At 59.9% G+C, this 13,879-nt stretch carries 9 protein-coding genes and 1 pseudogene; 2 read left to right on the plus strand and 8 right to left on the minus strand.

What is annotated here, in order from left to right; genetic code table 11:
* Window positions 1–95: 95 nt before the first annotated feature.
* Window positions 96–1,412 (minus strand): hypothetical protein, encoded by a 1,317-nt coding sequence (locus BUC26_RS09645; RefSeq protein WP_073375565.1) that lies wholly within the window; start codon window positions 1,410–1,412, stop codon window positions 96–98.
* A 214-nt stretch (window positions 1,413–1,626) separates the two neighbouring features.
* Here BUC26_RS09645 and BUC26_RS09650 point away from each other — a divergent pair, with 214 nt between their 5' ends.
* On the plus strand, window positions 1,627–2,691 hold the full coding sequence (locus tag BUC26_RS09650; protein WP_073375567.1) for an iron-containing alcohol dehydrogenase family protein: 1,065 nt from the start codon (window positions 1,627–1,629) through the stop codon (window positions 2,689–2,691).
* Window positions 2,692–2,752: 61 nt separating this feature from the next.
* Here BUC26_RS09650 and BUC26_RS09655 read toward each other — a convergent pair whose 3' ends face one another.
* Together BUC26_RS09655 and BUC26_RS09660 are read right to left on the minus strand one after the other, a co-directional pair.
* Window positions 2,753–4,012, minus strand: coding sequence for a diaminopimelate decarboxylase (locus tag BUC26_RS09655; RefSeq protein WP_073375569.1), 1,260 nt, complete (start codon window positions 4,010–4,012; stop codon window positions 2,753–2,755).
* A gap of 4 nt (window positions 4,013–4,016) precedes the next feature.
* Window positions 4,017–4,490, minus strand: a complete 474-nt coding sequence (locus BUC26_RS09660; protein WP_084540577.1) for an Lrp/AsnC family transcriptional regulator — start codon at window positions 4,488–4,490, stop codon at window positions 4,017–4,019.
* 236 nt (window positions 4,491–4,726) lie between these two features.
* Here BUC26_RS09660 and BUC26_RS09665 point away from each other — a divergent pair, with 236 nt between their 5' ends.
* Window positions 4,727–5,851, plus strand: a complete 1,125-nt coding sequence (locus tag BUC26_RS09665) for a PQQ-dependent sugar dehydrogenase (RefSeq protein WP_073375571.1) — start codon at window positions 4,727–4,729, stop codon at window positions 5,849–5,851.
* 15 nt (window positions 5,852–5,866) lie between these two features.
* Here the strand turns inward: BUC26_RS09665 and lpdA are convergent, their stop codons facing one another.
* From lpdA to BUC26_RS24125, 5 genes and pseudogenes are all read right to left on the minus strand, one after another.
* The gene (gene lpdA / locus BUC26_RS09670; protein ID WP_073375573.1) at window positions 5,867–7,285 is read right to left on the minus strand and encodes a dihydrolipoyl dehydrogenase; all 1,419 of its coding nucleotides are present in this window, start codon (window positions 7,283–7,285) and stop codon (window positions 5,867–5,869) included.
* A 393-nt stretch (window positions 7,286–7,678) separates the two neighbouring features.
* A complete protein-coding gene (locus BUC26_RS09675; protein ID WP_073375574.1) occupies window positions 7,679–8,995 on the minus strand; it encodes a 2-oxo acid dehydrogenase subunit E2 in 1,317 nt (438 codons plus the stop codon).
* A gap of 14 nt (window positions 8,996–9,009) precedes the next feature.
* Window positions 9,010–11,670, minus strand: coding sequence for a pyruvate dehydrogenase (acetyl-transferring), homodimeric type (gene aceE / locus BUC26_RS09680; RefSeq protein WP_073375576.1), 2,661 nt, complete (start codon window positions 11,668–11,670; stop codon window positions 9,010–9,012).
* A 278-nt stretch (window positions 11,671–11,948) separates the two neighbouring features.
* Window positions 11,949–13,271 (minus strand): multiheme c-type cytochrome, encoded by a 1,323-nt coding sequence (locus BUC26_RS09685; protein WP_073375578.1) that lies wholly within the window; start codon window positions 13,269–13,271, stop codon window positions 11,949–11,951.
* Between the two features lie 455 nt (window positions 13,272–13,726).
* A pseudogene (locus BUC26_RS24125) lies at window positions 13,727–13,879 on the minus strand (integrase core domain-containing protein); the annotation flags it as partial.

A 13,879-nucleotide genomic window follows, 5' to 3' on the forward strand; every position in this document is an offset into this window, starting at 1 on the left:
TGTCGACAATTGGCCAACAATACTGGTAAAAAAGAGCAAGCGCCAGCAAAAAATGGTCAGGCGTTCGATTCCTCAGCCACCGCTGTCGTGTTGCTTCAGCGCCAGGTTTCTTCGATGTGTCGGCGAAAGAAACTAATCATCGCCGCGCGAACCCGATGGTGGTCGAGAAAATAGATGGCCGGTGGGAAGAGCAGGTCGGCTACCCCGGAGTCGAAGATTCGCTTGACTTCATATTCGTCGTGGGCGACGTCACGCTGGTAGAGATAATTGACCCATGAGCGATTGGTATGAATGATAAATTCGACCCGCATGCCGCCGAGACGGGCAAAAAACTTGAGCATCGGGGTCTTGCTGCTCGAGCCTTTGGCGGTCGCCTTGTGCCGGCCGCCGGTCAGGGAATCGGTGATGTCCTCGAGGATCATGAAGGAATCAGCCCGGGTGGCGCTACGGGTCAGATGTTTCTGGAAGATCTTGACGTCGGCGGCGGAGTCGAGCACGGCCATCAGGCCGAGTTCGTCGTCGACGGCGACGGCCGGATTCTTCTCGTTTTTCCGAAGCAATTTGAGTACTTTTGCCTCCGGCGGCTTTTTGCGAATCGACACATAGATCGGTATGTCCCGGCCGGCTGCGGTAAAACGGCGCCGCTTCAGCAGGGTGAGCTTGCGTCCCGCTTCCGGCATCACGGCGGCAACGTCTTCCCGGCGGATGACGCTGACCTCGTCACAAGAAAAATCCGGGTCGCGGTGGTGGGAGAGCAGATAGACGATGTCGTGCTCGCCGATCTTGAGCGAGGTGCTCCAGACGTATCTGTTGAGAAAATCGAGAAAAAGTGAGAAATTCTCTTCAATGTCGGTTTCGCGCTCGCGCTGGTCGATGCTGCCGGCCAGGCTCATCAGCGACAGCTTGCGCTGCGCCTCGAAACGGGCCTTCTTGTGGTAACGGTCATCGAAGGCCATCAGCAGCAGATCAACCGGGTCGGCGGTGATCTCTACCTCGTTGGTGATGGCGACGTGTGACGCATACGGGGCGAAGATCTTGCTCTTCAAGGAATTGATGACCGCGTCGGCGGTTCGGGCGTACTCGCTGACTCGTGTCCGGATCTCTTCCGGTGTCCCGCGGATACCGAACATATTGCTGAGCAGCAGACAGGCCCGGTTGCTGCACTCGCTGCGGGCCGACTGGTCGTCGAGCAGGGCGTCGATCTGCCTGAAGGAGTGGACGTTGAGAAACTCGAAGATCTGGCTGCGCAGCGCCCGGTATTTGGTGACGGTAATTTCATGGGCGGAGATACGGCTTACCCAGGCGCGGTTTTCCCGGCGAAACGGACGGCTGATATCGATAGCGTCACTGACGGCGAGCGGTCCCTGCTGGTTGAGCGAGGTAAAAACGGAATGTTCATCAAGAAGCGACATGGTCGTATAGCTCCTGCTACTATTTGCCGGCCGGTTGAATATCGATTGCCGGTGACTGTCGTTGCCCGTTTGTGATCCTGCAAAGCGCAACGTGTTGGGCAAATACCTTGAGATTTCTCCGGCCATCTGCTAAGCAGACTGAGCAGAAGGAGTGACCGGTGCCACTGGCACACGGTACTCCTACACCGCTGAATTCAACCGGAGTCGTAATCATATGTATCGTAATTTTGCCATTGTTCCCCGGATAATTTTCGGCCGGGGGTGTTTTGCTCAAGTCGATGATATCCTGGCCGAGCGCCGCTCGGACGGCGGTTCGATGGTTTTCATCCTCGATGACGTGCATCGTGGCCGCCCGCTGGAAGGGCGCATCCCGCTACGCGGCGATGACGCCATCCTGCACGTCAACGTTAACGACGAACCGAAAACGTCATACATCGACGCCCTGGTCGCGCAAATCAGGGAGATGCTTCCCCGATTGCCGGACGGTATTGTCGGCATCGGTGGCGGAGCCACGCTCGATATCGCCAAGGCGGTGGCCTTGCTGCTGACCAACCCGGGCTCGGCGGCCGACTACCAGGGGTGGGATTTGATCAAGACGCCAGCCGTCTACAAGGTCGGCATTCCGACTTTGTCGGGTACCGGGGCGGAGATATCGAGGACCACCGTGCTCACCGGTCCGCAGAAGAAACTCGGCATCAATTCCGACTTCACCCTCTTCGACCAGATCGTCCTCGACCCGGAGCTGCTCGCCGGGGTGCCGAAGGACCAGTGGTTCTATACCGGTATGGATTGCTATATCCATGATGTCGAATCGCTGCAGGGTACCTATATCAACGAGTTCAGCAAGTCCTACGGGGAAAAGTCCATCGATCTGTGTCGGCAGGTATTTCTCGAGGATCATCCCGACAAAGACGACAAGTTGATGATGGCCTCCTATTTCGGCGGCATGAGCATCGCCTATTCCCAGGTCGGCGCTTGTCACGCCCTGTCCTATGGGCTCTCCTTCATTCTCGGTATCCATCACGGCATCGGCTGCTGCATCGCTTTTGATCAGCTCGACGAATTCTACCCCGACGGCGTTGCCGAATTTCGACAGATGATGGCTCGTCACGATATCGCGCTGCCCCGCCAGGTTACCGTCGGCCTCAGCGATGACGAGATGGAGCGTATGGTCACGGTGGCTCTCGGCCTCGCCCCGCTCTGGGAGAATTGCCTGGGCCCTGACTGGCAGCGGTTGATGACCCGTGAGCGGGCCCGCGGACTGCTGCAGCGGATGTAGCAGGCGGTGGCTACCGCTGCCGTGAGGCGGTGGTAGCCACCTCTACCGGTGCCCTGCGCCTTTAGGGGCGGAAGACGTTCTCGGCAAAGCGCAGGGTGGCGAAATAGTCGTCCACCGTTTCGGCCCGGCGGATCAGCCGGGTTGTCTTGTCGCTGCCGAGCAGCAGTTCCTGCGGTCGCAGCTTGCCGTTGTAGTTGAAACCCATCGCATGCCCGTGCGCCCCGGTGTCGTGGATGACCAGCAGATCGCCGTCGGCGATCTGCGGCAGCTGCCGCTGGACCGCGAACTTATCATTGTTCTCGCACAATGAACCGACTACGTCCACTGTTTCGGTCGGGCCGGTGCCCGTCTTGCCAATCACCTCGATGTGATGATAGGCGTCGTACATGCCCGGACGCATCAGTGCCGACATGGAGGCGTCGACGCCGACGTAGGTGCGATAGATCTCCTTGCGGTTGATGGCCCTGGTGACCAGGGCGCCGTGCGGTCCGGTCACGTAGCGGCCGCTCTCCATATAGAGGGCCGGCATGAATCCGGTCCGGTCGCGAAATCCCTGAAACAGAGCCGTGATCTCCCGTGCCATGACGGGCAGGTCGAGGGCGTTCTGGTCCGGTCGGTACGGAATGCCGAGGCCGCCGCCGATATTGATGAAAGCGAAGGTGATGCCGAGCTGCCGCTGGATCGTCTCGGCCAGCGCCAGCAGCATGTCGGCGGTGGCCACCATGTAGCGATAATCCAGTTCGTTGGAGGCGAGCATCGTGTGCAGGCCGAAGCGTTTGGCGCCGCGTTGCCGGGCCAGGCGATAGGCGTCGACGATCTGCTCGCGGCTGACTCCGTACTTGGCTTCTACCGGGTTGCCGATAATCGCATTGCCGGCCCGTTCCGGACCGGGATTGTAGCGGAAGCAAATCGTTTCAGGCAGATTCACCACTTTGTCGAGCAGGGTGATATCGTCGAGGTTGAGGATACTGCCGCCGTCGGCGGCGGCCATCTCGAATTCCTCGGGGCTCGTGTTGTTAGAGGTGAACATCAGGTCGTCACCCCGACCACCGACCTGCCGAGCCAGCAGCAGCTCCGGGATGGAACTGCAGTCGAAACCGAAACCGGCGTCCCGGGTGATTGCCAGGATGGCCGGATTGGGCAGGGCCTTGACGGCGTAATATTCGCGAAAACCGTCGATGCCGGCAAAGGCCTCGTTAATTTCCCGGCAGGTCTGACTGATGCCGGCCTCGTCGTAGATATGAAACGGCGTCCCGAAGTGATCGGCAAGCGCCGGCGCAAGTGGGTATAGTCGTTCCTTGAAACTGTCTGACAACGGCATATCACTATCCTTGTTCGTGTGAGGAGATGGGGATGCGGGCGGTCTCTTTGCTGGTGGCCAGGACCGGCAGGGTCCTGGTTGAGCGAATCCCGGCGATGGTCAGAATAGACTCGCGCAGCATCCGATCGAGCGCCGCCATGTCACTGCAGCGCACCTTTATCAGGTAGCAGTCGTCACCGGAGATGCGGTGTACCTCCTGGACCTGTTCGAGACGGCCGAGTGCGGTTTCGATGGCCGACAGGTCGGCCTGGGCTGAGAGAAAAAGTTGGACAAAGGAGATCAGGGCGCAATTGAATTGTTCGGCATTGAGCCGCACCTCATAGCCGTCGATGATCCCCTGGTTCTCCATTTTGCGAATGCGCTCCAGGACTGCCGATGGTGCCAGATTAATCAAGCGGGACACTTCGACATTTGGAATCCGTGCTTTTTCCTGAAGAATCTTCAGTATTTCAATATTGGTTTGGTCGATGGTCTGCATTTTTCTGTTCTTTTAAATGTTTTCTGTAGCGAACGATATTCTCCATAACGTAACATGTCAAGAATATAATTCTGGTTATCATCGAATTTTCTGAGTTCTCGTCGGTCTTGCCACCGGTACCGATCCGCTTGCCGTTTGTCTTCTCGCCCTGTCGTGCCTATAAAGTAAAGAAGATTTTCACCAAAAGCGAAGAGCGGATCGGTGAGAGAGTGGGTGATGTTTTTCCGGGAGAAACTATGAAAACCTTTGTTGTGACGATGTTGTTGATGGCGTTGGTCCCGGCGACCGAGGTCGTCGCTCGGCAGCTTTACCAATTGCCGGATGGCCGGAACCTGCAGTTGGAAACGGTGACCCGGGGGCTCGGCGTGGTCTGGGGCATGGCCTTTGTCGACGCCGACACCATGCTTGTTACCGAGCGTCAGGGACGGATCGGCCTGATCGCTGTTGCCGACGGCAGCCATCGCCCGCTTGGAGGCCTGCCGGAGATTCTTGCCGCAGGGCAGGGCGGGCTGCTTGACGTTGCGGTCCCGCCGGATTACCGGGCCGGCGATTATCTCTACCTGACCTATGTCAAGCCGGGGCCCGACGGCCAGGGTGCAACGACGCTGGCGCGGGCCAGACTGGCCGGCGAGAGACTGCAGGACTGGCAAGATCTGCTGGAGACCCGATCACGGACCGCGACGACGCGTCATTTCGGCAGTCGGATTGCCTTTGATGGTGCCGGCCACCTCTTTTTTTCCGTCGGTGATCGCGGCGTGCGCGAGACGGCTCAGGACCGTTCCTCCCATAACGGCAGCGTGCTGCGGCTCCGCCTCGACGGCAGTGTGCCGCCGGACAATCCGCTGGTCGGTGTCGACGGGGCCTTGCCGGAGATCTGGAGCTGGGGCCATCGCAACATCCAGGGAATCGCCTATGACCAGCAGGCCGACCGGCTCTGGGCCATCGAGCATGGACCTCGCGGCGGTGACGAATTGAATCTGATTCGTCCGGGCCGTAATTACGGCTGGCCGGAGGTGTCGCATGGCATGGAGTATTGGGGGCCGATCCGGGTCGGTGAGGCCCGCGAGCGGGAAGGGGTCGAGTCGCCGGTTAAGGTCTATATTCCGTCCATCGCTCCGGGCAGTCTACTGCTCTATACCGGTGAGGCGATTCCTGCCTGGCGGGGCAATCTGCTGGCCGGGTCGCTGGTCCTGCGCCACCTGAATCGGATCGTGCTGGATGAGAGCGGCGAGGCGATCGGCGAAGAACGGTTGTTGACCGACCTCGATGAACGCATCAGGGCGTTGGCTCAGAGTCCGGAGGGTTTCGTCTACCTGGCAACGGACAGCGGTTCGGTGCTGCGGCTGGTGCCGGCCGACTGAGCAGGATAGTCCGGTTCAACCCTTTTTCTTCGGCGGTAGTGCGTCGGTAATCGAGCCATCCACCATTTCCGCGGCAAAGGCAAAGGTCTCGGCCAAGGTCGGGTGGGCATGCACGGTCTTACTGATATCCTCGGCATCGGCGCCCATCTCCAGGGCGAGCACCGCTTCGTGGATCAGCTCGCCGGCGTTGGCCCCGCAGATACCGGCGCCGATGATTCTACCGCCGCCCGTTTCGAAGAGGACCTTGCTCGCCCCGGTGGCGGCGCCGGCACTCAATGCCCGTCCGCTGGCCCCCCAGGAGAACTTGCCTTTGTCATAGTCGAGTCCCTCTTCTTTGGCCTGCTTTTCGGTAACGCCCATCCAGGCCACCTCCGGGCTGGTGTAGGCGACCGACGGGATGGTCAGCGGCGAAAAAGCGACGTTGCGTCCGGCGATCACCTCGGCGGCGACCTTGGCCTGGTGGGTGGCCTTGTGGGCGAGCATCGGCTCACCGACCACATCACCGATAGCATAGATGGTCGGCACGCTGGTCTGCATCTGCTCGTTGACGGTGATAAAGCCGCGTTCGCTCAGTGTGACACCGATCTGCTCCAGGCCAAGATCACCGCTGTTGGGCCGGCGCCCGACGGCGACCAGTACCGCGTCGCAGGCAGTGCTCTGCTCCTTTTCGTCTTCGCCGTTCCAGCGAACGCTAATCTCGCCCTTGTTCGCCTCGATAGCGGTGACGCTCGTTTTGGTGTGGATGCGGTAGCGCTTTTTCAACTTGAGGAAGAGCGGCTGTACCAGGTCTTTATCGGCCGGTGGGATCAGCTGGTCGAGCATCTCGATAATGGTGATTTCGGTACCGAGGGCGTGGTATATCTGGGCCATTTCCAGCCCGATGATGCCGCCGCCGATGATCAGTAGCCGGTTCGGCACTGCGTCCAGCGCAAGGGCCGCAGTCGAGTCCCAGATCCTTGGATCGTCGGGGGCAAACGGCAGCCGGACCGGCTGCGAACCGGTGGCGATGATCGCCTGACCGAAGCTGACCGTTGTTTCATCCTCACCGGAGACGACCGACAGCGATGAACTGTCGACAAAATGGCCGTTGCCGGTTAGCCGGGTGACACCCCGGGCCGTGCAGAGACCGTCCAGGCCTTTTGTCAGCTGGCCGATTACCGATTCTTTCTTGGCGCGCAGCGCGGCCAGGTCGACCTGCGGCTCAGCAAAGGTGATGCCGAAATCCTTGATTTCCCGTGCCTCCTCGATGATCGAAGCGGCGTGGAGCAGGGTTTTGGACGGGATGCAGCCGACATTGAGGCAGACGCCGCCGAGCAGCTGCTGCCGCTCGATCAGACAGACGGACAGGCCGAGGTCGGCGGCCCGAAACGCCGCGGTATAACCGCCCGGTCCCGCTCCGAGGACCGCCACGTCAACGGATAGTGTATTTGCCATAATCGCTGCTCCTTGTCGTTTTCTTTGAGACTATGTTTTGCCGAATTGGCCGGTTGCCCCTTGCCACCTCCTCGATTGGAAGTCACAACGAACAGTGAAAATCGGCGTCGTGGTCGGAAGGGCTGGCCGGCCCTGCCTCCGGCTGCTGCGCTGCGGCCTGATCGGCTTGCCTCCGAGGCCGGCAGACAGTCCATTCATGGCCTTGCCGCCGGCGGCGGACGTCCTGTCCACCGCCCTTCGGGCCTGATTCTCCGGCCTGCCGGGCCTTCGCGATGCAGCCTCCGGCAGAACCGGCCAGCCCGGGGGACTGATTTCCAGATAACTATCGGAAAACCAAATTTACCAACCGTTGCTGTAGATTCTCTGTCTGCTTCTAAGTTCCCGAAATGATGATTAGAGCAAGGCCTGACGCAAGTCCTCGATGATCGTGGCCAGGGAGCGGCAGAAACGAGCCGCCGCCGCACCGTCGATGACCCGATGGTCGTAGGAGAGCGAGAACGGCAGGGTCAGCCGCGGCACAAAGCTCTCTCCATTCCAGACCGGCTTCATATAGCTGCGCGACAGGCCGAGAATGGCGACCTGCGGCGCGTTGACGATCGGCGTGAAGCCGGTACCGCCGATGCCGCCGAGGCTGGAGATGGTAAACGAGGCCCCCTGGATGTCGGGGATGGCCAGTTTGCCGTCGCGGGCCTGGGAACTGAGACGGGCCAGTTCTTCGGCGATAGCACGGATCCCGAGGTGATCGGCGTCCTTGACCACCGGTACGACCAGACCGCCCGGGGTATCGACGGCAATGCCCACGTGGTAATAGTGTTTGACAATCAACGTGTCGCCGTCGGCGCCGAGCGAGGCGTTGAACTGCGGATAATTCTTCAGGGCCGCCACCACGGCCTTGATGATAAACACCAGCGGGCTGAGCTTGACCGCCCCGGTCTCGGCTCCCTCGTTGAGCTCTTTACGAAAAGCCTCCAGATCGGTGATGTCCGCTTCGTCGAACTGAGTGACGTGTGGAATGGTTTGCCAGCTCTGCTGCAGATGTGGACCGGAGATGCGCTGAATGCGTCCGAGCTGCTGCTGTTCGATGGCACCGAATTTGCTGAAGTCTTCCGTTTGTGCAGTCTTGTCCGGCCGGGCGGCTGCCGGCTTATCGCCGCCGGCGACTCTATCGATATCTTCTTTTAGAATGCGGCCCTTCGGCCCGCTACCGGTAACATCGGCCAGATCGACTCCGGCCTCCCGGGCATGGGCACGCACCGAGGGAGAGGCATGAACGGTCCCGGCGGCCTTCGCTTCTTGATCCTGCCCGCCGATTTTTTCCGGCCGCGCCGCCGGTTTTTCCGCGTCACCCTTTGTTTTGTCCGGTGAATCAGTCGATTGTGCGGGTTGTCTTTTCGTCTCCTCTTCCGTGTTGTCCGCTGAATCATCCGCTTGTTCAGCCGATTTTTCGTCTGTGTCTTCCTGTCCGTTCTGATCCGCTGTCTCCAGCAGGGCAATCAGGTCGCCGCTGGCCACCGTGTCGCCGGCCTTGATCTTGATTTCGTTGATTACGCCGGCCAGCGGACTGGGGATATCCATCACCGCTTTTTCGCTCTCCAGCGCAACGAGCGGGTCTTCCACATCGATCCGGTCGCCGGCGGCGACGTAGATCTCGAGAACGGTGATTTCCTGAACATCGCCGAAGTCCGGGACGGTGATTTTCTCGATTGCCATGCCTGTCTCTCCTGTTATCGGGTAATGGGATGGTCGGTTTCCGGGTCTATGGAGTAGCGCGTAATGGTTTGCTGTACCGTCGCCTCGTCCACCTCACCCTGCCGGGCCAGGGCGGCCAGGGCGGCGATGACGATATGGTACCGATCGACCCGGAAAAATCGGCGCAGCCGTTCTCGTGTATCGCTGCGGCCATAGCCGTCGGTACCGAGGATGGTCAACGGATTCGGGATCAGTCGCCTGATCTGTTCGGCGTAGGCGGTAACGTAATCGGTGGCGATGATCGCCGGTCCCTGGTGATCGGCGAGCGCCTCTTCCAGATGACTCCGTTTTTGCGACTGGTCGGGATGGAGTCGATTCCAGTTTTCGACGAGCAGCCCGTCTCGGTGCAGCTGATTGATGCCGAGCACGCTCCAGATAGTGCTGTCGATGGAAAAATCCTCGCGCAACAGTTCGGCGGCGGCGATAACTTCCCTCAGAATCGAGCCGCTGCCCATCAGTTGCACGGCAGCTTTTCCTGAGGGCGCTTTTTGAAACAGATAGATGCCGCGCTCGATCCCTTCTTCGACCCCCTCGGGCATCTCGGGATGCGGGTAATTTTCGTTGAGCAGGGTGATGTAGTAGAAGACATCCTCCCCGTCGCGGTACATACGCTCGATGCCCTTCTGGATGAGGACCGCCACCTCGTATCCGAAGGTCGGGTCGTAGGCCCGACAGGACGGATAGGTGGAGGCAAAGAGCAGGGCATGGCCGTCCTGGTGCTGGAGCCCTTCCCCGTTCAACGTGGTGCGACCCGATGTGGCGCCGAGCAGAAAACCGCGCGTTCTCGCATCGCCGGCCGCCCACAGCTGGTCGCCGATACGCTGGAAGCCGAAGATCGAGTAGAAGATATAGAACGGGATCATCGCCAGGTTGTAATTGACATGGGCTGTGCCGGCTGCGGTCCAGGATGAGATGGAACCGGCCTCGGTGATGCCCTCTTCGAGGATCTGGCCGGTCGGGTCTTCACGATACCAGGCGATGGTTTCCGAGTCCTGCGGTTCGTAGAGCTGCCCGGTCGGTGCATAGATACCGAGTTGGCGGAACAACCCCTCCATGCCGAACGTCCGGGCCTCGTCGGGGATGATCGGGACGATCCGCTTGCCGATTTCCTTGTCCTTGACCAGGGTGCTGAGCATTCGGACAAAGGCCATCGTTGTCGAAATCTCACGCTGTTTCGATGATTCGAGCAGGCCGGAAAAAGCGTTGAGCGACGGGGTGGTCAGTTTTTCGTACTCGGTGCGGCGCAGCGGCACCGGCCCGCCGAGGGCGTCCCGCTGTTTTTGCAGAAAACGGGCTTCTGGGCTGTCATCGGCCGGCCGGATAAACGGCAGCTCCGTCAGCCGATCGTCCTCGAGCGGCACGTGAAAGCGATCGCGAAACGACTGCAGGGACTGCTGGTCCATCTTCTTTACGTTGTGGGCGACCATCACTGATTCACCGGACTGACCCATGCCGAACCCCTTGATGGTCTTCACCAGGATCACCGTCGGCTGGCCGCGGTGGCGGACGGCGGCGGAAAAAGCTGCATAGATCTTGCGTGGATCATGGCCGCCGCGGGTCATCTGCCACAACTCATTGTCGCTGATATCTTCCACCAGCGCCTGCAGGTGCGGATCGTCGCCAAATACCTTTTCACGCAAATAGGCGGGGCCCCGGGCCCGAATGGTCTGGAAGTCGCCGTCGACCATTTCGCCGAACTTGGCAAGCAGCCGTCCCTCGCGATCGCGAGCGAGGATCTTGTCCCATTCGCTGCCCCAGATCACCTTGATCACGTTCCAGCCGGCGCCGCGGAAACGGCCCTCCAGTTCCTGAATGATCTTGCCGTTGCCGCGAACCGGACCGTCAAGGCGCTGCAGGTTGCAGTTGACGACGAAGATCAGGTTGTCGAGCTGTTCACGGGCGGCAACGGGCAGGGCACCGAGGGCTTCGGGCTCGTCCGATTCGCCGTCACCCATAAAGAACCAGACTTTTCGATCGCCGGCCGTTTTGAGTCCACGTCGGTCCAGATAACGCATGAAGCGGGCCTGGTAGATGGCCAGCATCGGACCGAGACCCATGGAAACGGTGGGAAATTCCCAAAAATCCGGCATCAGCCAGGGATGCGGGTAGGAAGACAAGCCCCGACCGTCCACCTCCCGGCGGAAATGATCGAGCTGTTCCTCGCTGAGGCGTCCTTCGACAAAGGCACGGGCATAGATGCCGGGAGAACTGTGTCCCTGGAAGTAAACCAAGTCGGCGCCGTTTTCCGCCTGCGGGCCGCGAAAGAACCAGTTGAAGCCGACTTCATAGATCGCCGAGACGGATGAAAAAGTGGCGATATGGCCGCCGAGGCTTTTGCCGTCCTTATTGGCCCGGGCGACCATTGCCATCGCGTTCCATCGCACGTAGGCGGCGACGTTACGGGCGATCAGCGAGTCGTCGCCCGGTATCGACACCTCCTGTTCGGGCGTGATGGTATTGCCGTACGGCGTGACGATGCCCGGCGAGGTGTCGACGCCACGGGACCGGGCGCGATCGGTCAAGGACCTGAGCAGAAAATCCGCCTTCTCCTTGCCCTCGTGTTCGATAACGCCGTCGAGAGAGGCGAGCCAGTCGTTGGTTTCCTGGGGATCGGGGTCGTTATAGTATGAACTCATCGGATACCTCGGGTAAAAAAGAATCGCTGTCGTCTCGCAGCGAAGGTCATGGGCGGTGCCGGGGGAAAATAACCGTCTGTGGTCTGATTGTAGAGCAGATTGGTGCGTTTGTAAATATCGACGGCTCCGGTCGTGGTCCGGCGGCGGCCGAGTCACGGCAGATACGCGGTCGAATCGCTGGTGCTGCGGATTCTTCCGGCTGTGGCCGGCCAGGCAGGGGAACCCGGCGATCTGCGGCAGCAGTGATGTCTGCCGCAGATCGTCGGGTAACACCGGGGTTATTGCTGCTGTTCGAAGAGTTGGTAATAAATTTTCTGGAAACTTCCGTCTCTGATGGCGCTCTTGATGTCGGCGGTGCTGGAGTTGAGCCAGGCATGCATTGGATCGTCGGTGAGCAACTCATCGATGTAGCCATTGATTTCAGGGTCGCCGAAGGCTTGTGCCTTGGGCAGGAAGGTGAAGTAAAAGGAGTAGGCGACTTCGTACATGCCGTGCCACCAGGCGTAGTCCGGGGCCATCATCGCAGCGCCCATCCGGGCGCGGCGTCCTTGATGGTGCCAGAGTTCGTAGTAATCCCACTCGATTTCGTTGGCGAACGAGGCGGGGTTTTCCAGAAGCTCCTTGTCTTTGATCATGATCATAATCTCAGTGGCCGGCCGGGCGAATTTCTGGTTGTAGAGTTTGACCAGCGCGTCGAACTGGTAGTAATGGCCGTCGACGAAAGACTGCTGGTGACAGGAGAGACAGACCTGCTGCATCGCCGTCCGCTTCTTGGCCGCGTCGTTTTTCGGTTTGGCCATCGGCGGCCTCAGGGTCCAGGAGATTCGGTCACCGACATCGTGACTGACCGCCTGGTCGGCCGTTGCCGACATATGGCAGGTGGCGCAGGTCGGTGCCGCATAATAATCTTCGCCGACGACCCAGGAATCACGGTCCATGTTGAGGCTTTCGCGAAAGCCGCGATAGGCGATGCCATGCTTGGAGGCCTCGAAGATCTCCTTTTGCGGGTGATCGGGTCCGAGATGGCACTTGCCGCAATTTTCCGGTTGCCTGGCCTGGTACTTGGAAAAAGAGTGGCGGGAATGGCAGGCATTGCAGGCACCTTTCGAACCGTCCGGGTTGATCCGACCGATACCGCTGTTCGGCCAGGTTTGGGACGAGAGTTTGTTGGCGGCCTGCGGGTCGATTTTTACCCGGGCGCCGTGGCAGGCTTCGCAGCCGACAATCACCACCGGGTAGCCGGCTGTGACATGGGCCAGGTAGGCGTCACCCGAATCGAGTATCTCACCGGCGTGCGCGTGGTATGAATCCATTGTTTCCTGGACCTCCTTTTCATGGCAGACGGCGCAATCGTTGGGTGTCACCAAGGTGGCGACGAAACTGCCATGATGCTCGAAGGCATCGGGGTCTTCGGCCGCGGCACCGTGACAATCGATGCACCCGACATCGTTGGCACCGTGCGCGGAATGTTGCCATTGCTGATAGAGTCCGCGGTTTTGTTCACGATGGCAGGAAAGACAATCCGTCTCATCCGCCCAAACGATTGCCCCCGACAGCAACAGTCCGATGACTGCCGCAGCGATGCCATATACGTACCCCATGATGCCTCCTGAAATGATTCTCCTGCTGAACTGCCGGTTCCCGTGTCCGTGGATCGGGGTGGTGGTAGGTCAAACCTTGGATGCTGGCGAGTTTAGCGACTTGCTGCTAAAAAAGCAAGTCTGCCGTCGGGTCTGCGGCAGCAAGCCTTGCTTGACCGGCGGTCGAATTGTGCTGCCGCTCCCGGCAAAGAATCTGGCTCTGCCGTTCGGCGTCGGTGAATTGGGTGGAGATGAGATCTGCGCGAAACGATTGTGGCGCCGAGCGAAGTGCGCTATGAAGTGGACCCCTGAGTCAAGACAGAAATCCACTGGGTTTAAGCTAGACATTCAACGTCACGTGCAGCGGGTCGGCGCTGCCCCGGTTTAGCTTCTGCCGATACTTCTGGTGCTGACTCCGCGATTGATGGAACCCCTGTGGAGCGTAGCGGAACAGGGGTTCCATCAATCGCGCGTGGGTATTTATTCACAATCACTGCTCCACCGCCCATCGCGGTCTTATATACGACATCAGGTGTCTTTTGCCCCAACGACTGATGAGGGCGTTCGCCGTTATAAAAGCTGAAATACTCGGCCAGGCCGACCGTCAAGTCGATCATCGTGGCATAGCC

The organism is Desulfofustis glycolicus DSM 9705, from assembly GCF_900130015.1.
Classification (GTDB): domain Bacteria; phylum Desulfobacterota; class Desulfobulbia; order Desulfobulbales; family Desulfocapsaceae; genus Desulfofustis; species Desulfofustis glycolicus.